Origin of the sequence: Kocuria carniphila (assembly GCF_004136555.1) — a bacterium.
Classification (GTDB): domain Bacteria; phylum Actinomycetota; class Actinomycetes; order Actinomycetales; family Micrococcaceae; genus Kocuria; species Kocuria carniphila.
Window position 1 is genome coordinate 54910 of the sequence record NZ_NOIT01000010.1, and the last position, 24396, is coordinate 79305.

20 protein-coding genes are annotated in these 24396 nt (G+C 64.9%); 3 read left to right on the forward strand and 17 right to left on the reverse strand.

What is annotated here, in order from left to right:
* Positions 1-87: 87 nt before the first annotated feature.
* The 14 genes from EWV37_RS08665 to dinB form a co-directional block, all read right to left on the reverse strand.
* Positions 88-1113: a cell division protein FtsQ/DivIB gene (locus tag EWV37_RS08665; protein WP_129701056.1), complete on the reverse strand. Its 1026-nt coding sequence runs from the start codon at positions 1111-1113 to the stop codon at positions 88-90.
* Entirely contained in the window at positions 1113-2522 is a 1410-nt protein-coding gene (murC, locus tag EWV37_RS08670) for a UDP-N-acetylmuramate--L-alanine ligase (protein ID WP_129701058.1), read from the reverse strand. The genes EWV37_RS08665 and murC overlap by 1 nt, the downstream gene beginning before the upstream one ends.
* Positions 2523-2575: 53 nt before the next feature.
* Positions 2576-3700, reverse strand: coding sequence for an undecaprenyldiphospho-muramoylpentapeptide beta-N-acetylglucosaminyltransferase (murG, locus tag EWV37_RS08675; protein ID WP_129701174.1), 1125 nt, complete (start codon positions 3698-3700; stop codon positions 2576-2578).
* On the reverse strand, positions 3690-5117 hold the full coding sequence (gene ftsW / locus EWV37_RS08680) for a putative lipid II flippase FtsW (protein WP_129701060.1): 1428 nt from the start codon (positions 5115-5117) through the stop codon (positions 3690-3692). The genes murG and ftsW overlap by 11 nt, the downstream gene beginning before the upstream one ends.
* Positions 5117-6655 carry a UDP-N-acetylmuramoyl-L-alanine--D-glutamate ligase gene (murD, locus tag EWV37_RS08685; RefSeq protein ID WP_095798394.1) on the reverse strand — a complete coding sequence of 513 codons (1539 nt, stop codon included), beginning with the start codon at positions 6653-6655 and terminating at the stop codon, positions 5117-5119. Before murD ends, ftsW begins: the two co-directional genes overlap by 1 nt.
* The gene (gene mraY, locus EWV37_RS08690; protein ID WP_095798393.1) at positions 6652-7785 is read right to left on the reverse strand and encodes a phospho-N-acetylmuramoyl-pentapeptide-transferase; all 1134 of its coding nucleotides are present in this window, start codon (positions 7783-7785) and stop codon (positions 6652-6654) included. Before mraY ends, murD begins: the two co-directional genes overlap by 4 nt.
* A complete protein-coding gene (locus EWV37_RS08695; RefSeq protein ID WP_095798392.1) occupies positions 7782-9293 on the reverse strand; it encodes a UDP-N-acetylmuramoyl-tripeptide--D-alanyl-D-alanine ligase in 1512 nt (503 codons plus the stop codon). Before EWV37_RS08695 ends, mraY begins: the two co-directional genes overlap by 4 nt.
* Positions 9290-10948, reverse strand: a complete 1659-nt coding sequence (locus EWV37_RS08700; RefSeq protein WP_129701062.1) for a UDP-N-acetylmuramoyl-L-alanyl-D-glutamate--2,6-diaminopimelate ligase — start codon at positions 10946-10948, stop codon at positions 9290-9292. The genes EWV37_RS08695 and EWV37_RS08700 overlap by 4 nt, the downstream gene beginning before the upstream one ends.
* A gap of 84 nt (positions 10949-11032) precedes the next feature.
* The gene (locus tag EWV37_RS08705) at positions 11033-12886 is read right to left on the reverse strand and encodes a peptidoglycan D,D-transpeptidase FtsI family protein (protein ID WP_095798390.1); all 1854 of its coding nucleotides are present in this window, start codon (positions 12884-12886) and stop codon (positions 11033-11035) included.
* Between the two features lie 89 nt (positions 12887-12975).
* Positions 12976-13602: a cell division protein FtsL gene (gene ftsL / locus EWV37_RS08710; RefSeq protein ID WP_238663177.1), complete on the reverse strand. Its 627-nt coding sequence runs from the start codon at positions 13600-13602 to the stop codon at positions 12976-12978.
* On the reverse strand, positions 13599-14582 hold the full coding sequence (gene rsmH / locus EWV37_RS08715) for a 16S rRNA (cytosine(1402)-N(4))-methyltransferase RsmH (RefSeq protein WP_129701064.1): 984 nt from the start codon (positions 14580-14582) through the stop codon (positions 13599-13601). The genes ftsL and rsmH overlap by 4 nt, the downstream gene beginning before the upstream one ends.
* Positions 14583-14784: 202 nt before the next feature.
* Positions 14785-15216: a division/cell wall cluster transcriptional repressor MraZ gene (mraZ, locus tag EWV37_RS08720; protein WP_129701066.1), complete on the reverse strand. Its 432-nt coding sequence runs from the start codon at positions 15214-15216 to the stop codon at positions 14785-14787.
* 223 nt (positions 15217-15439) lie between these two features.
* Positions 15440-15826 (reverse strand): DUF3040 domain-containing protein, encoded by a 387-nt coding sequence (locus tag EWV37_RS08725; protein ID WP_129701068.1) that lies wholly within the window; start codon positions 15824-15826, stop codon positions 15440-15442.
* A 50-nt stretch (positions 15827-15876) separates the two neighbouring features.
* A complete protein-coding gene (dinB, locus tag EWV37_RS08730; protein WP_238663178.1) occupies positions 15877-17142 on the reverse strand; it encodes a DNA polymerase IV in 1266 nt (421 codons plus the stop codon).
* Between the two features lie 230 nt (positions 17143-17372).
* Between dinB and EWV37_RS08735 the strand changes: the two genes are divergently transcribed.
* Positions 17373-18485, forward strand: coding sequence for a polyprenyl synthetase family protein (locus tag EWV37_RS08735; protein WP_129701072.1), 1113 nt, complete (start codon positions 17373-17375; stop codon positions 18483-18485).
* Positions 18486-18487: 2 nt separating this feature from the next.
* On the opposite strand, the gene EWV37_RS08740 is transcribed toward EWV37_RS08735, so the two are convergent.
* Positions 18488-18880, reverse strand: coding sequence for an Rv2175c family DNA-binding protein (locus EWV37_RS08740; protein WP_129701178.1), 393 nt, complete (start codon positions 18878-18880; stop codon positions 18488-18490).
* A gap of 135 nt (positions 18881-19015) precedes the next feature.
* On the opposite strand from EWV37_RS08740, the gene EWV37_RS08745 reads away from it, so the two are divergent.
* Positions 19016-20155, forward strand: coding sequence for a LysM peptidoglycan-binding domain-containing protein (locus EWV37_RS08745; protein WP_129701074.1), 1140 nt, complete (start codon positions 19016-19018; stop codon positions 20153-20155).
* Positions 20148-21983 (forward strand): Stk1 family PASTA domain-containing Ser/Thr kinase, encoded by a 1836-nt coding sequence (gene pknB, locus EWV37_RS08750; RefSeq protein WP_238663179.1) that lies wholly within the window; start codon positions 20148-20150, stop codon positions 21981-21983. Before EWV37_RS08745 ends, pknB begins: the two co-directional genes overlap by 8 nt.
* Positions 21984-22073: 90 nt before the next feature.
* Here pknB and EWV37_RS08755 read toward each other — a convergent pair whose 3' ends face one another.
* Positions 22074-23432, reverse strand: a complete 1359-nt coding sequence (locus tag EWV37_RS08755; protein WP_095798381.1) for a class II 3-deoxy-7-phosphoheptulonate synthase — start codon at positions 23430-23432, stop codon at positions 22074-22076.
* Between the two features lie 45 nt (positions 23433-23477).
* Complete coding sequence (locus EWV37_RS08760; protein ID WP_095798380.1) at positions 23478-24332, reverse strand: lysophospholipid acyltransferase family protein; 855 nt, start codon at positions 24330-24332, stop codon at positions 23478-23480.
* Positions 24333-24396 lie beyond the last annotated feature (64 nt).

Below are 24396 nucleotides of genomic sequence, written 5' to 3' on the forward strand. Positions count from 1 at the left end.
CCTGATAAGTCGCCACTCCCCCTAGTCACAGCGGAAGTGGGCAGATTCAAGGTGAGCTTGAAGCTGAGATATGCGAGTGAATGGGGATTATTCGATCGTGGGATGAAGCGGCGCGGAAACGTCGTACACGGTGCCGTCCGCCGTGGCCTGGTCGCCCACAAGAGCCGCGAGCACCTGGGCCTTCAACTCGCTGTCGGAGGAATCACCCCAGATCGCCTTCCGGCCGTCTGCGAAGGTGAGCTCGACCGACGATTCGGAGGGCGCGGAGGCGGTCTCGAGTTGGGTCAGTACGTTCGAGGGCAAGGACGCCAACACATTGGAGATCGCCGCAAACTTATTGGTGCTCAGCACGTCTCGACCGCCCTCGATCATGGGGACGTCGGGACGATCGCCCTCGCCGTAGGTTGCCAACTGCTGCCCTTGAGAATCCACGAGGATGAGGTCCTGCCCGTCCTTCACCGCGGCCACTCCCACGCGCTCGTGCAACTGCACGGTGATGGTGTGCGGCGGTTCCAGTACCACGTCCACGGATTTCACCTGGGGCACGTCACCCACGGCGGACCGTACGTCTTCCTTCGAAATCCGGGTCAGCGGAACGCCTTCGAATCGCTGCAGTGCTTCCTCGACGTTCTGGGGATCCGTCAGGCGGGCTCCCTCGACATCGATGGAACGGGTCGCGAACAGCGGTGAGAAGAACACGATGCCCACGAATAAGGCCGCAACCAGCAATGCGGCGAGCAGTGCGAGCCAGCGCTTGCGGCGGCGTCGGCGATGGGAACTACGGGGAAACGCGACCACGGTGTCCGGATCAGTGGAATCCGCATCGGCGTCGTCGGCGGCCGCTTCCGCTTTGGCGGACTTGCGGCGCTGTCGCCAGGTCGAGAACCGACCACCCGGTAGCGGTGTCTCCTCCAACTGGCCGGTGTCCACGCGCGAGACCTTGGACTCGTCGTTGACGCTGACCCGCACGGGCTCGTTCTCACCCGCGTCGTCGAACTCGTCGTGGGCGGCGCCGTCGAACGGGCTGTCCTCGCTCTGCCCGGTCAGCTGAGGGTCCTCGGCGTCGCGGTCGCGGCCCAGGCGCGGTTGATGTGGTGGTGTGGGCCTGACCATCAGTTGAGCGCCAACCCGTCCACAATCTTGGGACCGAGTGCGGTGACGTCACCGGCACCAACGGTCAGGATCAGGTCGCCCTCGGCCGCGGATTGCAGGACTGCTCCGATCGCCTCTTCCGCCTCGGGTGTCGACACCACTCGACCGGACGGTGCCAGATCCGAAATGCTGCGACCCGTGATGCCCGGTAGCGGCTCTTCACGAGCGCCGTAGACGTCCAGGACGTACGCGTGATCCGCCAGCTCGAGCGCGGCGGCGAATTCGGCGGCGAACTCACGGGTCCGCGAGTACAAGTGGGGCTGGAAGATGGCGTGCACCTTGTGCTCGCCCGCGACCTCGCGAGCTGCCTTGAGCGCAGCCTGGACCTCGGTAGGGTGATGCGCGTAATCATCGAAGACCCGCACCCCACGGGCCGTGCCCTTCAGGTCGAAGCGTCGCGCCGAACCGTGGAACTGACCCAACCCATCGACCAGGGCTTCGGGCTCCGCACCGGCTGCGAGGCCAGCGGTGAACGCCGCGGCGGCGTCGGCGATGTTGTGCGCACCGGGCACCAACAGGTCCAACTCGAGTGACCGGGGCTCACCGCCTGCCAAGGAGAAGGTCAGGGTGCAGTGCGAACCCACGCCGCGCGCCTCGATGCCCGAGACGACCACGTCCGCCGCAGGGTCCACTCCGTAGGTGAGGACGGCTTCGCCGGTCCCTCGACGCCGCTCGGCCAAATCGCGCGAGCCTGCGTCGTCCAGGCACGCGACCAGCGTGCCGCCGGGGCGAATGGTCTCCACGAAACGATCGAAGGACGCGAAGAACTCGTCCGGGGATCCGTAGTGATCCAGGTGGTCGGGTTCGACGTTGGTGATCACGGCGATTTCGGGCAGGTAGGCCAGGAAGGAACCGTCGGACTCGTCCGCCTCAGCGACGAACCAGGCGCCGTCGGCGAAGCCCGCGTTGGCTCCCAGGTCCGCCACGAAGGCTCCGATGGCCCACGACGGATCCAGGTCCGCCGTTCGGAAGGCCACGGTGGTCATCGAGCTCGTGGTGGTCTTGCCGTGGGTTCCCGCAACAGCCACCACGCGGCGACCGTGCATGGCGGAGGCCAGAGCCTCTGAACGGTGTACAACGCGCAGGCCGCGCTCCCGTGCGGCGACAAGTTCGGGATTGCTGGGCTTGATCGCCGTGGAGATCACCACTGTCCCGGCACCGTCAACGTTCTGGGCCCGCTGGCCCACGAAAACGGTGGCGCCCAGTTCCTCGAGCTCACGTAGGCCCTTGGAGTCCTTGGCGTCCGACCCGCTCACGTCCACACCGCGTGCCAACAGGAGGCGAGCCACGGCGGACATGCCCGCACCGCCCATGCCGATGAAGTGGACGCGCCCCAGCGCGTGGGGGTCGAGCTGGACCTGGGAGTTCACGGTGGTCTCCTCCGAACGGGAAGTGGGAAGTGATGAGTGGTCGGTGACTAACCTTAACGGCGTGCTGCGTGCTCCAGGACCAACCGCGCCATCGTCTGGGCCGCATTGCGGATGCCGTGGGCCGCTGAGGCCTGAGCCATGTTCGCTAGACGGGGCGCGTCGGTCACGAGCGCGGCGACCGTGTCCCGGTAGTACTGCGGGGTGAAATCGGAATCCTTGACGAGTTCCGCTCCCCCGGCCGCTACCAGCGACCGGGCGTTGAGAGCCTGTTCACCGTTACCGATCGGCAAGGGGACGAACACTGCCGGGAGCCCCACGGCGGCAACTTCACACACCGTGGCCGCTCCGGCTCGGGCGACCAACAGGTCCGCCGCGGCGTACACCTTCTCCATGCCGTCCACGTATTCGGTCTGCACATAACCCGGTGCCCGCAGCAGTTCACCCTTGTCGGTGCGGACCTCCTTGGTGCGCCCGGTCACGTGCAAGAGTTGATAGCCCTGTTCGGCCACTTCATGCGCGATCTTGGCCACGGTACGGTTCATGGATTGCGCTCCGGAGGAACCTCCGGTCACCACCACGGTGGGCAGGTCCGGATCCAGTCCGAGGTCTTCACGCGCCCGGGCACGCAGGGCGCCCCGGTCGAGCTGGGCGATCTCCTGGCGCATGGGCATCCCCACGGCAACAGCCCCTTTGAGGGGGGTGTCGGCGAAGGCCGTGGCCACCACGGACGCGAAGCGGGCTCCCACTCGATTGGCGAGTCCGGGCCGCGCGTTGGCCTCGTGGATGATCACGGGAATTCGACGCCGCGCAGCGGCTAGGTACACGGGCGTGCACACGTAGCCGCCGACGCCCACCACCACGTCCGCTTGCTGGGAGTCGAGAATCCGACCGGCCTGCTGAACCGCCCGGTTAAGCCGTGCCGGTAGCCGCAGCAGATCTGCTGAGGGGCGGCGCGGCAGCGGTACCCGCTCAATGAGTTCAAGGGGCACGCCTGCGGCCGGAACCAGCCGGGTTTCCATACCCGACGCCGTTCCCACAGCGCACACGGAGGCCGTAGGGTCGGCGTCCCGAATGGCGTGCGCGATGGCGAGCAAAGGGCTCACGTGGCCCGCGGTGCCACCACCGGCGAGCATCACGTTCACCGTGGCCTCGGCGTTGTTCAGCGGTTCACTGGTCATCATGTGCCTTTCCACCCTGCGAAGTCATACGTCGCAACCATTGTGGCCCCCGACGCCGCGGGTCCCCGTCACCGGAGACCTCGTGGGCCTCCTGCCGATCCAGGATCGCGGACTTGTCTCCCACCTCGACCGACCGTGGCACGCGGGCGAAGGACATGACCACGCCCACCGCGGCCAAGCTGATCAGCAAGGCCGAACCACCGTAGCTGATGAAAGGCAACGGAATACCGATCACGGGGAGCAACCCGGTGACCATGCCGAGATTCACAAAGGCTTGACCGACGATCCAGGTGGCAACACACGCCGTGGTGATTCGGACGAAAATGCTGCGGGTGCGCAGGATGATGCGGGCCATGGCAACCACGATGATCGCGAAGAGCAACAGGATGATCGCGGTACCGAGCAGGCCGAGTTCTTCTCCGATGATCGAGAAGATGTAGTCGTTGTGAGCCTCGGGAACGTAGTTGTACTTGAGTCGCGACTGGCCCAGGCCCACGCCCCACCAGCCACCGGTGGCCAGCGCGTTCAGTCCCTGCTCGGCCTGCCAGCACGCATCGGTGGCACCGCATTCACCGAACAGCCAGCCCGTGATGCGGTCCACGCGGTGCGGGGCGGTGATGATGGCGCCCACGCCGAGCACAACGCCCACGGCGGCTGCCCCGGCAAAAATTTTGAGCGGCGCACCGGCAAAGAAGAGCCCCGCCGCATAGATCAGCACGAACACGATGGCGGTGCCCATGTCACCGCCGGCCGCAACCAGGCCGGTGGGTACCAGGAAGCCGATGGCCGAGGGCCACAGGGCCTTCCTCCAGTCCTTAACCTCGTCACCCTGTTTCGCGAACTGCGCGGCCAACCACACGCACAGGGCTAATTTCGCGGCTTCGGAAGGCTGCAGGGTCAGACCGCCCAGGCTCAGCCAGTTGCGGTTGCCGTTGACCTCCTCACCCAACGGAGTGAAAACCAGGAGCAGCAGCCCGACACCCAGCCCCCACAGCCCCCACGCGAACTTTCTGAAGAGCCACGCGGGAACGAACGACAAACCAATCATCACGATCAGTCCGACCACGCCGAACATGGCTTGGCGTTGGAAGAGGAAATAGGCGGAACTGTCCTCGGCAATGGCCTCGACCGCAGAGGCGGACAACACCATCATCATGCCGATCGCGGTCAGCATGATCACGGTGCCCGCGAGAGCCCAGTAGGAGTGGAACAAGGGCCCGTCCACCAGCTGGTGCCATAGGTGGCGCAGTTTGCTGGTCAGGGGACGCCCTCCCCCGCCGCTGGCCCGCACCACACCCAGATCCTCGTCACGTACGCCGGGGCCCGGGCGGGTCACCGTTGAGTAAGTTCCCTTCGGGTGATCGGCTACCGCGCCGTTGCGGGTCGTGTTGGAGCCTCGGCCAGGGGATGTCGCCATCAGAGTCCCAGTTCCTCGCGTACGCCGTTCACAAAGGCATCTCCGCGGTCCGCGTAGTCCTGAAATTGGTCCATCGACGCGGCCGCCGGTGCCATGAGCACGGTGTCTTTCGGATTCGCGAGCTTCCGCGCCTGTTGCACGGCGGCGTGCATGGCGGCGTGGCCGTCCGTGGGATCGGCGGCAGGATCGAGCGCGTCGGGGCCCGACGTCGCCACGACGGCCACCTCGGGCGCGTGGCGTTCCAGCGCGTCCAGCAGCGCCTGGTTGTCGGTGCCGATCAGGATCACCGTGTGCAGACGAGAGGCATTGCGTTCGATGAGCTGGTCGTAGCTCACGCCCTTGGACAGCCCACCGGCGATCCAGATGACCGAGTCGAAGGCGGACAGTGACGCCTGGGCGGCGTGCGGATTGGTGGCCTTGGAATCGTTGACCCAGCGAACGCCGTCGGACTCGGCCACCAACTGGATTCGGTGGTCACCGGGCTGGAAGGCGAGCAGCCCCTCTCGGACAGCCTCCGGAGCGACACCGGCCGCGCGTGCCAGGGCTGCGGCGGCCAGAGCGTTGGCGACCACGTGCCGGGTGGGCAGCGCTCCCGTGTCGGCAACGGTGCCCAGCTCGGCGGCGGTGTTCTTCCGATCCGCCACGAAGGCCCGGTCCACCAGCAGGTCGTCCACCACACCCACCATCGACAGATCCGGGGTGCCGGTCGTGAAGCCGATGGCGCGGCAACCTTCCTGCACATCCGCTTCCTCCACGAGCCCGACGGAGCCCTCTTGCTCCACGTTGAACACGCACGCGACCCGGGTGTTCTCGTAGACGCGGGACTTGTCCGCCACGTAGTTCTCGTATCCCTCGTGCCAGTCCACATGATCCTGGGCCAGGTTGAGCACCACGGACGCCAAAGGCGCCATCGAGTGGGTCCAGTGCAGCTGGAAACTCGAGAGCTCCACGGCCAGGACGTCGTATTCGACCGGATCGCGCAATGCATCCAGAATGGGCGTTCCCACGTTTCCTACCGCGATCGCCTTGAGGCCCGCGGCCTGGAGGATGGATGCGGTCATTCCCACCGTGGTGGTCTTGCCGTTGGTGCCGGTGATGCACACCCATTCGGCGGTCTTGCGGCCTTCGCGTTCCCGCACCCGCCATGCCAGTTCCACGTCACCCCAGATTTGGATGCCCTCTTCACGAGCGGCGACGAGCAACGGATGGGTGGGCGGGAAACCCGGAGAGGTGACGATCACGTCGGGGCGGTCCCCCGCGACGTCGGGAACGAATGTCATGGCGTCCTGGCCGAGGTTGACGTCCAGGGCCCCCACGATGCGCAGTGTGTCGGCGCGCTGTCGGTTGCGTGCGGTGTCGTTGCCGTCCAGTACGACGACGCGCGCGCCGAGTTCGATGAGGGTGTCCGCGGCCGCGAATCCCGAGACGCCGATGCCGGCCACGACCACTCGAAGGCCGCGCCAGTCGGCGTCCCAGCTGGTCAGCCCGGCTAGCCGCGGGTTATCGAGCACTGGGTTGTCATTACTCGCGTGAATCATCGAAGTGCCTCAGCTCCGGGGAAAGCCCCTCCGTTGTGAATCAACCAGTCACCGTAGAACACACCCAGTGCCGCGGCCACGAACAATCCGGCAATGATCCAGAACCGAACCACGATGGTGACTTCCTGCCAGCCCTTGAGTTCGAAGTGGTGCTGCAGCGGGGCCATCTTGAAGATGCGCTTTCCGCCGGACAGTTTGAAGTAGCCCACCTGCATGATCACGGACAACGTGATGACCACGAACAGACCGGCGATCAGGATGAGCAACAGTTCGGTCCGGGACAGCACGGCGAACGCGGCCAACGCGCCACCGAGTCCCAGCGAACCGGTATCGCCCATGAAGATCTTGGCGGGTGAGGTGTTCCACCACAGGAAACCGATCAGCGCGCCCACCAGGGCCGCGGCAACGATGGCGAGGTCCATGGGGTCGCGCACCTCGTAGCAGGCCGCCTGGTTCACGTTCTCGCACAGGTGGCCGGACTGCCACAGGGCAATGAGCATGTAGCCGCTGAACACCAGGATGGAGGCGCCGGTCGCCAGTCCGTCCAGGCCGTCGGTGAGGTTCACCGCGTTGGTGGTACCGGTCGCGATGAGGTTCACCCAGATCACGAACAGGATGGCCCCGATGATCGGCCCGGCAAAGGCGAGATCGACATTGGTGTCGCGGGTCCACGAGATGGCGGTGGATGCGGGGGTGTTGCCCGCCTCGTCCGGGAAGAACAGCACGAGCACGGCAAAGGCCACGCCGATGGTTCCCTGCAGGATCATCTTCCCGGCGGCCGTGAGACCCAAGTTCTGCTTCTTGGCGATCTTCTTGTAATCGTCCAGGAACCCCACCAGACCCATGCCGAGCATGAGCCCGAGGGCAAGGACTCCGGACAGCGTGACGCCGCCGTTTTCTGGCCAGGCCAACATGCTGACCACATGGGTCACCAGATAAGCGGCCACCACGGACAGCAGAATGGCCACACCACCCATGGTGGGCGTGCCGCGTTTGGTCTGGTGGCTAGTGGGCCCGTCGTCGCGGATGTATTGACCGTACCCGCGGCGGGCCAACATCTTGATGAGCGCGGGGGTGCCGAAGATCGAAAAGACGAGGCCCAGCCCCGAAGCCATGAGCAACTGAATCATGCGGGCTCGTTCCCCTTGCCGTTGGTCGTTTCATGGGTGGAGGCCGTTTGGTCGGACCCCTCGGCTGCCACGCGATCCCCCAGATGGTTGAGTCCTGCGGCGTTGGAGGATTTGAAAAGCACGATGTCACCGGGTTGCAATGCGCCCTTCAGATGATCCTCCGCTTCCTCCGCGGTGGCCACCCACTGGGCTTCGTCCCCCCAGGAACCTTCAAGGGTAGCCGCGGTGAAAATGGGGCGTGCCAGGTCGCCCACGGCCACCACGTGTGAAATGTTCATGCGGACCAGCAGCTGGCCCAGTGCGTCGTGGGCCGCCACGGACTCGTCTCCGAGTTCGTACATCCCGCCCAGAACGGCCACGGTTCGACGCGGTGCGGTCTGTCCGTCGCCACGCCCCATTTGCGCGAGGGTCTGCAGTGCAGCGCGCATGGACTGCGGGTTGGCGTTGTAAGCGTCGTTGATCACGGTCACGCCGTCCGGGCGCTCGGTGCGTTCCATGCGCCAGCGCGACTGCGCACCCTGGCCGTTGAGACCGGCCACGATGGCCTGCGGCTCGATCCCTGCAGCGAAGGCGACGGACGCGGCCGCCAGAATGTTTGACACGTGATGCGCGCCGATGAGTTTGGACTCGATCTCATGCGCGGAACCATCGGGCAGATGCAGGGTGAAACGCGGGCACCCGTCCGCGCCCACCGTCACGTCCTCAGCCCAGACCCGGTCGTCGCCGTGCTCGGGCGCGTTCGGCTCAGACCCGAGGCCGAAGGACACGATGTTGGCCTGGGTGCGGGTGCGCATCTCCCGTACACGGGGATCGTCGTCGTTGAGCACAGCGGTGCCGTTCGGGGCGAGACCCTCGACCATTTCGCCCTTGGTGCGCGCAATGTTCTCGACGCCGCCGAACTCACCGGCGTGCGCGGTTCCCACGCACAGCACGGCGCCGACATCCGGGTGCACCATGTTGCACAGGTATTCAATATTGCCCAGGTGATTTGCGCCCATTTCAATCACGAAGTACCGGGTGTCCTCGTGCGCGGTGAACACGGTGAGCGGGACGCCCACCTCACCGTTGTAGGAATTGCGCGGCGCCACGGTCGGACCCTGGGATCCGAAGATTCCGGCCAGCAGGTCCTTGGTGGTGGTCTTCCCCACCGAGCCCGTCACTGCGACCACGGTCACCGGGTGCTTCTCTCGCAGCCGGTCGATCACGTTGCTCGCGAGAGCGCCCATGGCCTCGACGACGTCGGGCACGACCACACCGGGGTAAGGCTCCCCCGCGTCGTTGGTCACCTCGCGCTCGAGCAGGTTGAGCACGGCACCGGCCTGGGCCGCCTGGGGTACGAACTTGTGCCCGTCCGTGGCCTCACCGGGTTTAGCCACGAACAGCGTCCCGTGAGTGACCTCGCGGGAGTCCGTGGTGACGGACGAGATCACCACGGACTCAGCGTTCTGGACACCGACCAGGCGGCCTCCGGTGGCTTGCGCCACCTGAGTGGCGGACAGGGAAATCATTTCTGCTCCTTACGGCCCGAGTGCAGCGCATCCAGCGCCGCCCTGAGCTCCACGCGGTCATCCAGCGGATGTGCCACGCCGTTGAGATCTTGGAAAACTTCGTGGCCGCGCCCTGCCAGAATGATGGAATCCTCCGGTCGGGCCATGCGGACCGCCGTGTGAATGGCTACCTCGCGCGGGGCGATCACGTGCACCTCAGCGGCACGTGCTCCGCGCTCTTGGGCCTCGCGTGCGCCCTGGGCCACCTGTTCGCGAATGGGTGCGGGATCTTCGTCGTGGGGGTCGTCATCGGTCACGATCACGATGTCCGCACCCTCCGCGGCGATCCGCCCCATGATGGGTCGCTTGGTGGTGTCGCGGCGTCCGGTGGCACCGAACACGATGATCGTGCGGCCACCTTCTTCGGTGGGTTCCACGGACTGCAGAGCTCGGACCATGGCATCCGGGTTGTGTGCGAAATCCACGACCGATGTGGGGCGAGTGCCCATCAGCTGCATGCGACCGGGGACGTCCGTGGTCAAAGGATCGTGTTCATCGAGCGCCTTCTGCAGGGTGTCCAGGTCCACCCCGGAGTCCAACACCATGAGGACGGCCAGGGCCGCGTTGGCCACGTTGAAGTCGCCCGGCAGCGCCGTGGAGACCGACAGCTGGCGGCCGTCGCGGTGCTGCAGGGTGAACGCGTGACCGATTCCTCGGCGGGTCAGGGAGTTCAGGGTCCAGTCGGCTCCGGAGCGTTCGGGGCCCGCGTGGGCGTCGTCCCCGATATTGCCGCGCAGCGCAACCGAGGTGACGTGTTCCGAGCCCAGGTTCTCGCGGGCTCGGCGGGCCATTGCTTCTCCCCATTGATCACCTTCGGTCAACAGAACGACGGCGCGCTCCGCCCGCTCGGCGGTGAACAACTGGGCCTTGACCTCGAAGTAGGCCTCCATGGAACCGTGCAGATCCAAATGGTCCTGGGTGAGGTTGGTGAACCCTGCCACGTTGTAACGGACGCCGTCCACGCGGTGGAACTCCAGGGCGTGGGACGAGACCTCCATGGCGGTGGCGCCGATGCCGCGCTCGCGCATGAGCGACAACAACGAGTGGACGTGCGGCGCCTCGGGCGTGGTGAGCTTGGAGGGGATGGGGGTGTCTCCGGCCAGGATCTCGATGGTCCCGATCAGCCCGGTCCTGTGCCCCAGGGCCCGCAGAATGGAGGTCAGAAAGTACGTGGTGGTGGTTTTGCCGTTGGTTCCAGTGACCGCGAACAACTTCTGCGCGCTGCCGTCCTCCGGCTGGGAGTTGTAGATCTCGGCGGCGATCCGACCCGTCCACGCTCGCGGATCGTCACTCACCAGTACGGGGAGGTCCACGGCTGCCTGCGCGACAAGGTCCGCGCCCGCGGCGTCGGTGAGAATGGCCACGGCACCGGACGCGGCGGCGTCGGCGGCAAATTGTGCCCCGTGCATCCGCGCACCCGGAAGGGCCGAGTACAGGTCCCCCGGCTGGATCTCCCGAGAATTCAGGACCACGCCCGTGACGGGGACGTCCGAGGCACCCTGTGAAGTGACGATCTGCGCGCCCGTGAGATGAGCTAACTGCTCAACGGTGTGAGCCACGGGTCGGGACGGACGCACCGACTGCGCGTCGCGTCCCTGTTCGGCAGATGCAACCATGGAAGTCCTCTTCAAAAAGCTGTAGCGAGCGAACCCCGCTCACCGGGGCCGGTACGTACCGGTAAATATGGTGGTGCTGCGAGTTTATCCCTGTGATTCTTCCCGAGCCGGTGAAGGCCACGTTTGGTCCAGCGCGTTCGTGGGAGTCACGGAGCGGTCGAGATTGTCCGGAACTTCCTTGGGGATCTCCACGGGATCCGTCGTAGAAGGAGGCACGTTGTAGTGGTGCAGGACCTGTTCCATGATCGTGGAGAAGGTTTCCGTGACGCCAATAGTGTGGACGTCCCCCTCGGGGCGCTGGAGTGTCACGGCCACCAGGTACTGCGGATCTTCCATCGGTGCCACGCCCACGAACGACGTGGTGTAGCCGTCGTAGCCACCCTGGTCGCTGGGCGCCTCCGCGGTACCGGTCTTGCCGCCCACGCGGTAACCGGGAACCGCTGCCTCCTTGGCGCCACCCTCGGTCACCACGGTCTCCATGACGTCCATGGTCTGCTGCGCTGCTTCGGGCGAGACCACTCGCTTGCCTTCCGGCTGTTCGGGAGTGGTGACCGAGCCGTCGGCTTCCTCCGTGGACTCCACGAGGCGAGGTTCGATCAGCACGCCGTCGTTGGCAACCGCCTGGAAGATCGATGCCGTGCGCAGCGGGCTCTGTGAAACGCCCTGGCCGAACAGCACGGTGAATTGCTGGCGGAAATCCCAATCGTCAGCGGGAGCCAGGATGCCGGAGGTCTCACCGGGGAGCTCGATGCCCGTGGACTGGCCAACCCCGAAATCCGCCATGTAATCGTGGCGGGTCTGCTTGTCCATCTTGGAGCCCATGATCACAGTTCCCGTGTTCATGGAATCCGCGATGATCCCGGCCACCGTGCGGTTCTGGGTACCGTGATCAAAGGCGTCCGTGATCTTTTCCGAGTCGATCTGCAGGTGCGGAGGCACCGTGATCTCGGTATCAGGATTGGCAATGCCCTGGTCCATGACGGCGGCGGTGGTCAGGATCTTCTGGGTCGAACCGGGCTCCACCGCGTGTGTCACGGAGCGGACGCCCAGGTCCTCCCCTTCGGCCTCGCCGGGCACGTTGGGGTCAACCGTGGACGAGTCCGCCATCGCCAGGACCTTGCCGGACTTGATGTCCATCACCACGGCGCTGCCCCATTCAGCATTGAGTTCCTCGGCGCGTTCGGACACTGCCTGTTGCGCGAAGTACTGGACGTCGCTGTCCATCGAGAGTTGAACATCAGCGCCGTCCTGCGGTGACTGCAACTCTTGCGGGGCAACGGGAATGCGCACCCCGTCACCGGAAATTTCGTAACGACGCTCGCCGTTCACGCCGCGCAGCTTGTCGTCCTGGGTCTGCTCAATACCGCCAAGGGCCTCGTTGTCGCCGCCCAGGAATCCCACGATGGACCCGCCCACCGCGCCATTGGGGTAGCTGCGTTGGAAGGTCGGTTGACCGAACACGTACGGGAGATTGAGGTCCTGAATCTTGCCGTACTGCTCCGGGGTCACACCACGGGCCACGTAGTTGAAGGTCTTGTCGCCGTCCAGGGCGTTCTTGACCTCGGTGTCCGGGAGGCTGAGTGCATCGGCGATCTCGTACACCGCCTGGGTGGGAGTCACCTCTTCGGTGGATTGGTCTTCCTTCACGCGGGTATAGGCCGCCACTGCAGTCTGATCCACCGTGATGTCGTAACGCTGCAGGGTGCGGGCCAGGACTTCACCGTTCGTGTCCTTGATGTCACCGCGTACAGCCGGAATCACCTCTGTTTGGGTGCGGCTCTCCGCCGCGGCTTCCGCGCGACCGGTGGGATCCAGCCCCTGCACCCAGAAGAGCTTTCCCGCGACCACCAACAGCAACGCCAGCAAGAGGGCGATACCCACCTGCGCTCGCGTCCAGCGGGGTCGCCAGGACGCGTTTCCGGTTGCGGGTGATGACACGATGAATCCTCAATTCCTAGCAGTCAGCGTAGCGGGCTACCTCCGAAGGTGCGGCTGTGGTTCCGGCACCGTTGCCGGAAGTGCATAGTTTACTGGCCGGGCTCGCGCTGTGCAGGCGCCGGGATGGAACCGCCGTTGAGGTTCTCCTTCTCCTGGGCCTTCTGCTGCGCCTTGCGGTCGGCTGCCTTCTTCTCGGCCTCTTCCTTGGCGCGCTTTTCCGCGCGTTCCTCGGCAGCCACGCGGGCGTTCTCCGCTGCTTCGGAGCCCTTCATCTTGGCCGGGGGCACCAGGATGTCCTGGGCGTTCCCCTTTTCTGCCACGCCCGACGCCGCCGCAACGGCACCGGTGCTCAATTCCACGGTTCCCACGTCCTTGGCCTGGACCATGCCCAGGTCGTTGGCGCGTGCGGCGAGGTTCTGGGGAGCGGCGTTGGCTTCGATGTCCTGCGTGAGCGCCTCGTTCTCCTGGGAGAGAGCTCGTTCCTGAATGGTGAGTTCGGTGAGCCGGTACTGACCCGAGGAGATCTGGATGTTGAGGAACAGGATGCCCATCAGCGCGGCCGCGAGGGCAATGGCGCACATCACTACGGTGGAGACTCGGCTGCGACGGACCTGACGCTGCGGGACGACCGACAGCGGCGTGCGCGATTGTTCGGAGCGGAGCTCTTCCTGAGGGGTCGATGACGGCGCCGGATGTGACATAGCCGCGCTGCTCATCGTGTACTCCCTGACTTCATGGTGGTGCGAATCTTCTCTACAGCCCGCAACCGAGCCGAGGCCGCTCGGGGGTTGGTTGCGGTTTCCTCGTCGCTGGGCCTCTCAGCTCCGCGAGTTAGAACCTTGAGCGTGGGTTGATGTTCCGGCAATTCCACAGGGAATCCCTTGGGTGCCGTGGACCGCGCTCCACGCGCAAATTCCTGCTTCACAATTTTGTCCTCAAGCGAGTGGTAACTCATAGCGACGACACGCCCGCCGACCCTAATAGTTTTCAACGCGGCAGGAATTGCCCGGGTTAAAACATCAAGCTCTTCATTAACTTCAATGCGTAACGCTTGAAAAGTTTGCTTGGCAGGATGCCCCTTTTTATGTTGCGCACTCATGGGCACGGCGGACTTGACCACGTCCACGAGTTCACCCGTGGTCTTGAGGGGTTTCACGGCGCGCGCGGCGACTATGGCTCGCGCAATGCGCGGGGCAAAGCGTTCCTCTCCCCAATTGCGCAAAATGGTGCGCAATTCATCCTCGCTGTACTCGTTGACGACCGTTTCTGCGGTGAACTCCGCTTGGGAGTCCATGCGCATGTCGAGTGGTGCGTCGAACGAATACGCGAAACCACGCTCGCGTTCGTCCAACTGCAACGAGGAAACACCCAGATCGAAGAGGACACCGTCCACCGCGTCCACACCGGCCACCGCTGCGGCATCGGCGATGTTCTCGTATGTGGTGTGAATGCTCCGGAACCGATCGCCGAAGGGTGCCAATCGGCGCCCCGCGAGTTCAAGTGCCTGCGGATCCCGATCAATCCCCACGACCGTGAGATTCGGGAAGCGTTTGAGCATGGCCTCACTGTGCCCACCCATTCCCAGGGTGGCATCCAGAACCACTGGTGAGTCAGTTTCGAAACCGGGTGCAAGAAGGTCCAAACAGCGCTCGAGCAGCACCGGTACGTGGCGCTGCTCTGCTGGTGTGTCCTGCATTCGGGCTCCTGATCTGTTCCGGGTTCAGCCCTGGTTGCTGTCACCCGCGTGGTTGACGGTCAAAGGTCCTCCGCGGTCCGGCTACCAGATCCCCCTCCGCCACTCGCCTCTCGAATCCGGCCTGACTCGGGGGAAGTCGAGTCAGGACGGTGACGTGGGCGGCTGGAGATCTCGTATCCGGTGCGCGTGAGCTGCGGTGAAATCAGAACAGTCCGGGGATCACCTCTTCTTCGGTGTCCGAGAACGCTGCCTCCTTCTCCTCCAGGTACTGCTGCCATGCCTGTGCGTCCCAGATCTCCGCGCGACTTCCCGCACCGATCACGGCGAGCTCTTTACCGAGCCCGGCGTAACTGCGCAGTGACGCGGGAATGGTCACGCGACCTTGCTTGTCCGGAACCTCGTCCGAGGCACCGGACAGAAAAACGCGGATGTAATCCCGAGCCTGCTTGGACGACAGCGGTGCCGCTCGCATTTGTTCGTGCACACGTGCGAATTCCTCTTCACTGAACACATACAGGCAACGCTCTTGCCCACGAGTCAGTACGAGTCCGTCCGCCAGTTCAGCCCGAAACTTGGCCGGGAGGATCAGCCGGGCCTTTTCATCAAGGCGCGGCGAGTATGTTCCGAGAAACATCTCCACCACCTTGATTTGGGGGTCCTACTGCACCCTCGTTCCTCTACCGCGCTCCACTTTACTCCACTTACCTCCACCGTCAACGCAGCTACTCCACTTCCCCGTGTTTCCAGGGAACCTGTCCCGCTCCTGACAGGTTTGAGGAAAAGAAAAACTCCCCGGTCAGCGACCGAGGAGCCAGAAATGAAGTTGTGGGGAGGAAAGTGGGGGAAAAGTGGAGGGACTAGTTTCCGCCACCCTGATTGCGCTGGTCCCACTTCTGTTCGAGGTTCTGCAAGAAGCCGGAGGAGGACTTGGGGCTGCCGCCCTTCTTGGGTCCTGCGGAGCTGGAGCCTGCGCGCTCCCCCTTGGCCGGAATGATGGCGACGTACACGCCGACCCCCATGACGATGAAGCCCAGCACACCCAGGAGAATCAGGTTGGTGGCGACACCGGCGAGGACAATACCCAAACCGACCACGGCAATCACCACGCCCAGCACCACGTTGCGCTTGGAACCACGCCCACGAGTGGGTTCCGGCTGCATGGTGGAAGCGAAGCGCGGATCTTCTTGGTGCAGTTGCTTTTCAAGCTGCGCCAGAAGTTGCTGTTCGTGCTCGGAAAGGGGCACGATTCCTCCTGCGTGTAGAGATGAAGATGACCGCGAAACCCAAATGATCATCACGTGTTATCAAGGATATCCCCTGCGGACCGGTTTGGCACGGTGGGATCAAGGAGCTTGGCGGGCCTGACCACTCCCGGACCGAAGCGACTGTGAACTCTGTCCATGGCCTGCTCAGCGGCCCCCCATTCTTCCTCGCGGCCGTCCAGACTGAGCTGCAAAGCGTGGTCCGCGGCCGCCAGTTTTTCAGCGCGAACTCCCAGCAACCTTACCGATTGCTTTCTGGGTCCGAGGTGGTCCAGGAGCGCTGCCGACTCCGTGTACAGGTCATGGGCGGACGTGATCGGGTGATTCAGAGTCCGCGAGCGCGAAATGGTCGAGAAGTCCGAGTACCGCAGCTTGAGACCCACCCGTTCCGCGCGCAATCCGTGTCGGCGCAATCGGGCGGCCGTGTCGTGGGACAGGCCCAGCAGAACCCGCTTGAGTTGGGCGGTGTCCGAGATGTCCTTGTCGAAGGTCCGCTCTGCGCCCAGGCTCTTTTCCTCGCGCACGGGGGTGACGGGACGTGGATCGTGGCCGTTGGCCAGCTGGTGCAAGTGGTGGCCGGCGGCGTCACCCACGAGCGATCGCAGCCTGGTGACGGGTGTCCGAGCGATGTCTCCCACCGTGCTCAGCCCGGCACCCTCAAGGATGGCCGCGGTGCGTTTACCCACTCCCCACAGCTTGGTGACGGGCAATTGGCCCAGAAAAGCCAGGGTGTGCTGCGGCTCCACGATGAGAAGCCCGTTGGGCTTGCAGTAGGCGGAGGCAATCTTGGCCACGGTCTTGGTTTCGGCCACCCCCACCGAAGCGGTCAGGCCGGTGCTGTTCTCGATCTCGGCACGGATGCGCCGAGCAATCACTGCGGGCGGCCCCAACCGGCGAATGGCGCTCGAGACATCCAAAAAGGCCTCGTCCACACTGAGCTGCTCCACACGGTCGGTGATGTCCCGGAACATGCCCATGACCAGACCCGAATAATAGGTGTAGTCCTCCCGGTGTGGTTCCAGCACCACGGCGTGCGGGCACGCCGCGCGCGCTTGTACGAGCGGCATGGCGGAGTTCACACCGAACTTCCGCGCTTCGTACGAGGCCGACAACACCACGGACCGCGGGCCCAATCCGGCCACGATCACCGGTTTCCCTCGGTGCTGGGGTGTCCGCAGCAATTCGACACCCACGTAGAACATGTCCATGTCCACGTGCAGGATGGCGCAGCGGCGGTACTTCTCGAGTTGTTCAGGAGAGGGCCCGCGGGTGGGCCGGGTTACCGGACTGTCGTTCACCGAAAACCGTCCCTCCCCGTGACTCGTGCTGGTCATTCAACGGCCACACAGGGGCCTCATTCCGTGAAAGCGCTCTGCGCGGCCAGCAATTCTTCTTCCGTTGTCCCCAGCCTAGGCACGGGCACCGACACGTTCAGAGCGGTTGTCATCCCGTTAGGCTGGAGCGGTGCTCCTGGCCACTGGTGGGAGCAGCATCAACCACATCACCAGGACAACGAGGTGCCCGCCGTATGACCGAGACGCCAGACCCCGCAGCCGCAGCAGGTGCCGAGGACGCACAGTTCTCGCGGGCGCTCAACGAGCTATTGGCTGAATTCTTCGCGGCGGAACGCGAGCGCGTCTCACAGATTTCCCAGGACGCCCCTCAGTTGGTGGATTCCATCCAGCGGCTCACGTCCGGCGGCAAGCGGTTACGAGCCAGGCTGAGTTACTGGGGTTGGCGCGCCGCGGGTGGCGAAACACTCGCGCCCGCCATGGTGCGGGCGGCGGCGTCGCTCGAACTGTTCCAGTCCGCTGCCCTCATTCATGACGACATCTTGGACCGTTCGGACACCCGCCGTGGGCAACCCAGCGTGCATCGGGACTTCGAATGGGTTCACACACAACAAGGCTGGCGCGACGACGCCGCCCACTTCGGGATCAGCGCGGCCGTCCTGACCGGTGACATGAGCCTGTCCTTTGCCGAGCAGCTGTTCGCCCAGGCCTCCACATTGCTCCCCCGGGACTACGAACGTGCCGGCCGCGCGATCTTCGACACGATGCGCACCGAGGTCATGGTGGGTCAGTACCTGGACGTGCACGCGGAGGTCGCCCCCACGCCCGAAGATCCCGAAGAACAACTGACTCGCGCAATGGCGGTGTTGCGTTACAAATCGGCCAAGTACTCGGTGGAACACCCCGTGCGGATAGGTGCCGCCCTGGCCGGTGCGGATGAGGAGTTCTTGGCCCATTGTTCGGCGTTCGCGTTGCCGGTGGGTGAGGCGTTCCAGTTGCGGGATGACGTTCTGGGAGTGTTCGGCAACCCAGAAACGACCGGCAAACCCGCCGGCGACGACATCCGCGAAGGCAAGCGCACCGCACTCGTCGCATTGTGTGCCAAAGGCGGGTCAGCAGAAGACATTGAATGGTTGGACTCCACCCTGGGCCGCAGTGACCTCACGGAGGACGAGATCCAGCGCGCGCGCACGCTCATGGAGACCAGTGGGGCGCTGGGACACACCGAGGGCCTGATCGGCGAACTCGTCACCACCGCGGACCATCAGCTCGCGACACTCCCGACGAACGAGGTGGCCCGCGCCGGGCTGCGCGCACTCGCGGATGCCGCGGTGCGGCGCAGCCGGTAGGGCTACCAGCCCAGGGCTTGGGCGCGGCGTCGTACTTCGGTCTTGCGACCTTCGCGCAGTGCGTCCACCGGCCGACCCGGCAGTGACTCGTCCGCGGTGAACAACCAGCGGATGGCCTCGGCGTCCGTGTAGCGGGCGTCCCGCAGCACGGCGATGGTGCCCTTGAGAGCGTTGAGCGGCTGACCTTCGGCCATGAACTCCGCAGGGACCACGCGAATGCCGTCGGAGGGGCGGCGGACTTCCAGGAACTCACCCTGATCCATCATGCGGTGCACCTTGGTGATCTGGATGTCCAAGGCTTCCGCGATGTCCGGCAGGTAGGTCCACTCCCCCACCAGGGAGTCGAGTTCGGCAAAGGTTTCGGCGCTGATATCGGATGAAGGATTCACGGACAATACTTTGCCACGGTTGGCCGTTGCGGTCAGTTCTTCAACTCGCTCAATCGGGTCGGGTACTCTGGTCACGCTGTCACGGCTCGCGTGAGTCGGTGGCCTTCCCCTCACTCTCGTACTTAGGCAGGAAGCACGAACATGCCGGTTGAGCCGCCAGAAGATCGCCCGTCCGCTCGTTCCACGTGGGCCCGTCGAGCCACCAAAGGTTCGGCAGTCACCGCACTTGCCGCCCTGTCAGCACTCGGAACCCTGGGCACGGCACACGCGCAGTCGCCCGTGACACCCCAGAACACCGGCACCTCCCAGCACGCCCAGGCACCGGGTGAGATCACCGTGGCCGCCGGCGATTCGGTCTGGTCGCTGGCCACCAAGCACGGCGTCACGGTCACCGAGTTGATGAAGGCGAACAAGATTCCCGCCCACGCCATGGTGCGCCCGGGCGACCGCCTCGCGATTCCGGGTCAACAGGACAAGGCCTCGGAGACCAAGCCCGCCCAGACCGAGCCCGCCGAGAACCCGGAGCCCAAGGCACCGACCGCTCGCCACACCATCGCCTCCGGTGACACCATCTGGGACCTCGCGGCCAAGCACGGGGTCAGCGTGCTCGAACTCCAGCAGGCCAACGGCCTCACCGCGTCCTCGCTGCTCCGTCCGGGACAGGCCCTCAAGATTCCCGGTTCTCAGGCCGCACCCAAGGCCGACGACGCCGCTCACGCGCCCGCGGCGGCGTCGGCACCCGAACCCGCACCCAAGACCAAGGCGCCGGCGGCGCCGAAGGCGACCTCGAAGCCCGCCGTGGGCGATACATTCGCCGGTCGGACCTACCCCCAGCACGTGGTGGATTCCGCGAACAAGCACCACGCCGAACTGCAGCGGCGCGACCTCCCGAGCCAGCAGGCAGTGCAGTCGATGATCCGCGAGACCGCGGAATCCATGGGTGTGGACCCCAAGCTCGCGCTGGCCCATGCGGCCCAGGAGTCGGGTTTCCAGCAGGGCGTGGTCTCCCCCGCCGATGCCGTGGGAACCATGCAGGTCATCCCGTCCGCCGGCGAGTGGGCTTCCAGTCTGGTCGGACGCGATCTGGACCTGCTGGACACGCAGGACAACATCACCGCTGGTGTGGCCATCATCAAGGAACTCCAGGACAAGGCGCCGTCCAAGCACATGGGCATCGGGGCTTACTATCAGGGTCTGCACGGCGTGAAGACCTATGGTTTGTTCTCGGACACCAAGGACTACGTACGAGCGGTTACCGCTCAGGAAAAGCGATTTGCCTGATCATTCCCCCCACGATCGCCTGACCGGCACGCTGCTGGACCACCGATACCGGATCCAGCGGCGATTGGCCACGGGCGGAACGGCCTCCGTGTACGTTGGCTTGGACGAACGACTCGACCGCAATGTGGCGCTCAAGATCATTCACCCGCACTTCGCCGACGATCCCAAGTTCGTGGAGCGCGCCCAGCGCGAGGCGAAGTCCGCCGCACGATTGCATCATCCAAACGTGGTCGCCGTGCTCGACCAGGGCCAGACCGCTGACGGCGTGGTCTATCTGGTACTCGAATACGTGGACGGCCCCACCCTGCGTCACGTGATCGCCCGCGAGTCCCCCATGACGGCCCGCCGCACCCTGGACCTGCTCGTCCCGGTACTGCGCGGCCTGGCGCAGGCTCACCGCTCGGGCATGGTCCACCGGGACATCAAACCCGAGAACGTCCTGCTGACCACCGGCGGTGACGTCAAGGTCGCAGACTTCGGCCTGATGCGCGCCGTGGACGAACACACCTCCACGAGCACCATCCTGGGCACGGTCGCGTACGCCGCCCCGGAGCTCGTGGGCCACGAACCCGTGGATCAACGCTGCGATGTCTACGCGCTGGGCATCATGGCTTACGAAATGCTCACCGGGTCACGCCCCTATACGGGCACTGCCCTTCAAGTCGCCAACGCTCACGTCAGCCGCGACGTCCCCGCGCCGAGTCGCATCTCCTCCGGCATCCCGGGCAGTTTGGACGAGTTCGTGCTGCGCTGCACCGCCCGCAATCCGGACGCCCGTCCCGCCGACGCCGCCGCCCTCCTGGATCTGGCCCTCGCCATTCATCGGTCGTTGCCGGCCGTGAATGATCCGGTGTCGCTGAATCAGGCAACCCATGTGATTCCGGCTTCCGATGAGACGCAATCATTGCCGCAGTCCGGTCAGGCGCATTTTTCGGGAGATGCAGAAACCACGGTGCTGTCGGCTCAGCCGCAGGATTCACGGTCGACCGAGCCGATCTCTAGTTCTGGGGTTCGGAATGCGGCCACGCGCGCGATTCCCGCTTCCGGAATTCTGCCGACCTACGATCTGGACGCCACCCAGACCGTGGCCATCACCGCCGCCGGATCCACCGCACACCGGACCCCGGAGCAGCCGCGCGTCACACTCAACCCGCAGCCCTCGCCGCTGCAGCTGGCGATCGGTTCCGTGGTATTCGTACTCCTGTTGGCTTTGGCCGGTTTCCTGGGGTGGTGGCTCGCCTCCGGCCCGGGAATGGCGGCCAGTACCGTGCCGGATGTATCCGGTGTCCCCGTGGCCAACGCCGAACGCACGCTCAGCGCGGCGGGGATCAGCAATGTGGGTGTGCACACGATGACCAATGCCCAGATTCCAGCGGGTTCGGTAATCGGCACGGACCCCGATGAGTCCGCACGTGTTCACGGTATCGAACAAGTGGTGTTGTTGGTCTCCGAGGGCCCCGCACAGCTGGACGTGCCGATGTTCGAGGGGATGACCCTGGACGAGGCCCGCAATGCGATCAGCCAGGCCGGCTTCACCGTGGGCGGTGTGCAGACCCAGTACTCGGATCAGCCGGACGGAACGGTGTTGCAGCAACAACCATCGCAGGGTTCCAAGGCCGAGGAAGGGACAGCGGTGGACCTTACCGTGGCCACGGACAGCCCGCCGGACCAGGTCCCGAACGTGGTGGGCCAGAACGTCGATTCAGCCAGGGAATCGCTCGAAGAACTCGGTTTCACGGTTGAGGTGAACCGTCCCGTGGGCTCGACACTGGACCGCGTGGTTCATCAGCGCGAGGACGGCGACACGGTGATCCTCACGGTGTTGTGAGTCTGTACCCATCACGTAGGACGGCGGCACCGCTGGATGACGTCCATGACAGGAATCATTCAGCGGTGCCGCATTCGTGGTTCTAAGGGATCAGTTCTGCTTGGAGAGGTACTCCGCTACGAGGAACGCGATCTCAAGGGACTGCATGTGGTTCAGGCGCGGATCACACAGGGTCTCGTAGCGCTCCGCGAAGGAGGACTCGTTGACCGGGTCCGAACCGCCCAGGCACTCCGCGACGTCGTCGCCGGTCATTTCCACGTGAATGCCGCCGGGGAAGGTACCCAGGGCCTGATGCACCTCGAAGAAGCCGCGGACCTCGTCCACCACGTCGTCGAAGTTGCGGGTCTTGTAGCCGGAGGGCAGGGAGACCGTGTTGCCGTGCATGGGGTCAGTGACCCACACGGGCTTGGCCCCGGAACCCTCGACCGCCTGGATGATGGCCGGGAGCTTCTCGCGGATGTTCTTGGCACCCATGCGAATGATGAACGTGAGACGGCCCGGTTCGCGATTCGGATCCAGGGCGTCGATCAAGCGCAGTGCGTCCTCGCCCGTGGTGGACGGGCCGAGCTTCACGCCGATCGGGTTGCGCAAGCGCGAGAGCAAGTCCACGTGAGCGCCGTCGAGCTCGCGGGTGCGCTCACCGATCCACAGGAAGTGGCCGGACGTGCCGTAGGGCAGGTGCGTGCGGGAATCGATGCGGGTCAGAGCGCGCTCGTAATCGAGCAGCAGCGCCTCGTGACCGGCGAAGAACTCGGTGGTCTTGAGCGCATCGAAGTCAGCGCCGCAGGCCGCCATGAACTTCACGGCGTGATCGATTTCTCGAGCCATGGACTCGTACCGGGCGTAGGCGGGGTTGGCCGCGAAGCCCATGTTCCATGCGTGCACGCGGCGCAGGTCCGCGAAACCACCGGTGGTGAAGGCGCGGATCAGGTTCAGCGTGGACGCGGACGTGTGGTAGCCGCGCAGCATGCGGTTGGGATCGTGGACGCGGGAGGACTCGTTGAAGTCGAACCCGTTGACCATCTCACCGCGGAAGGTGGGCAGGGTCTGATCACCGCGGGTCTCGAGGTTGGACGAACGCGGTTTGGAGAACTGTCCCGCCATACGGCCCATCTTGACCACGGGCAACGAGGCGCCGTAGGTCAGGACGACGGCCATCTGCAGGAGGGTCTGGACACGACCGGAGATCTTGTCAGCGGTAGCGCCCGCGAACGTCTCGGCGCAGTCACCACCCTGTAGGAAGAAGGCCTCGCCCGCGGCCACGGAGGCCAGGCGCTCACGCAGCAGGTCCACCTCGCCCGCGAAGACCAGCGGCGGAACGGCGTTGAGCTCTTCGATGGTGGAGGCGAAGTCCGGGTGCTCCGCCCACTGCGGGTGCTGACCAATGGTCCGATTGCGCCATTCGTCCAGGCCGGGATAGTTGGCGGCACTGGGCGAAGGGGTGGTCATGGCGCGTGATTGTTCAGACTGAGTTACAGAGGTCATTACCCCAGTCTAGGCGTTTCGGTCCGAGGACTGGTCATCGTTTCCATCATGTGAACGCCCCGGGAATTTGGAACCGAGCTGCTCCGCCTGCTGCGTGACGGATGCGGACACGGATCGACCCTTTTCCCGTGCCGATTCGGCAGCGTCCTTGACCTGGGTCCGGAACTGTTCGCGCTTCTGCTCCGCCAGTTCCTTCTTGTAGTTGGCCGCGTACACATCCGCGGTTTCCTGACCGGAGAGTTCCTGGATCGCGGCCATGATCTTGTCGGTAACCTCACGCATTACTGCGTGATCACCGTGCTGACCCTTGAGGTGGGAGAAGTCCAGGGGCTTACCGAAGATGGTGGTGACCTTGGCTTTGCGAGGGTCAGGAAACTTGGAACCGAGGGGCTGGATCTTGTCCGTACCCACCATGGCGATCGGGACCACGGGAGCACCGGTTTCCAGGGCCAAGCGCGCCACACCGATCTTGCCGCGGTACAGACGACCGTCCGGCGAGCGCGTGCCCTCGGGGTAGATGCCCAGCAGTTTGCCGTCCTGCAGGGCCTGACCGCCGGCGCTCAGGGCCTTGGCACTGGCCTTACCGCCGTTACGGTCCATGGGGATCTGATTGATGGCACGGAAGAAGGCGCCCACGATCTTGCCCTTGACGCCCGGCCCCGTGAAGTACTCGGACTTGGCCAGGAAGTACACCTGGCGGGGCACGGCCACCGGCATGAACACGGAATCGGAGATCGACAGGTGGTTGCTCGCCAAGATCGCCGCGCCCTGCGAAGGGACGTTCTCCAGACCGATGGCCTTGGGGCGGTACACCGTGTTCACTACGGGGCCCACCACGTAACGCTTGAGAAACATGTACACCATGACTCGGATCCTTCCGGAAAGCTTCTGTTGCCCTGTTGACCGCGGCTTCGAACGGGTTTGATAT

Bases quoted from the DNA above. Each gene is read 5' to 3' on its own strand.
- EWV37_RS08665 (WP_129701056.1), bottom strand. From the start codon at position 1,113: ATGGTCAGGCCCACACCACCACATCAACCGCGCCTGGGCCGCGACCGC.
- murG (WP_129701174.1), bottom strand. From the start codon at position 3,700: ATGACCAGTGAACCGCTGAACAACGCCGAGGCCACGGTGAACGTGATG.
- ftsW (WP_129701060.1), bottom strand. From the start codon at position 5,117: ATGGCGACATCCCCTGGCCGAGGCTCCAACACGACCCGCAACGGCGCG.
- murD (WP_095798394.1), bottom strand. From the start codon at position 6,655: ATGATTCACGCGAGTAATGACAACCCAGTGCTCGATAACCCGCGGCTA.
- mraY (WP_095798393.1), bottom strand. From the start codon at position 7,785: ATGATTCAGTTGCTCATGGCTTCGGGGCTGGGCCTCGTCTTTTCGATC.
- EWV37_RS08695 (WP_095798392.1), bottom strand. From the start codon at position 9,293: ATGATTTCCCTGTCCGCCACTCAGGTGGCGCAAGCCACCGGAGGCCGC.
- EWV37_RS08700 (WP_129701062.1), bottom strand. From the start codon at position 10,948: ATGGTTGCATCTGCCGAACAGGGACGCGACGCGCAGTCGGTGCGTCCG.
- ftsL (WP_238663177.1), bottom strand. From the start codon at position 13,602: ATGAGCAGCGCGGCTATGTCACATCCGGCGCCGTCATCGACCCCTCAG.
- rsmH (WP_129701064.1), bottom strand. From the start codon at position 14,582: ATGCAGGACACACCAGCAGAGCAGCGCCACGTACCGGTGCTGCTCGAG.
- mraZ (WP_129701066.1), bottom strand. From the start codon at position 15,216: ATGTTTCTCGGAACATACTCGCCGCGCCTTGATGAAAAGGCCCGGCTG.
- EWV37_RS08735 (WP_129701072.1), top strand. From the start codon at position 17,373: ATGACCGAGACGCCAGACCCCGCAGCCGCAGCAGGTGCCGAGGACGCA.
- EWV37_RS08745 (WP_129701074.1), top strand. From the start codon at position 19,016: ATGCCGGTTGAGCCGCCAGAAGATCGCCCGTCCGCTCGTTCCACGTGG.
- EWV37_RS08755 (WP_095798381.1), bottom strand. From the start codon at position 23,432: ATGACCACCCCTTCGCCCAGTGCCGCCAACTATCCCGGCCTGGACGAA.
- EWV37_RS08760 (WP_095798380.1), bottom strand. From the start codon at position 24,332: ATGGTGTACATGTTTCTCAAGCGTTACGTGGTGGGCCCCGTAGTGAAC.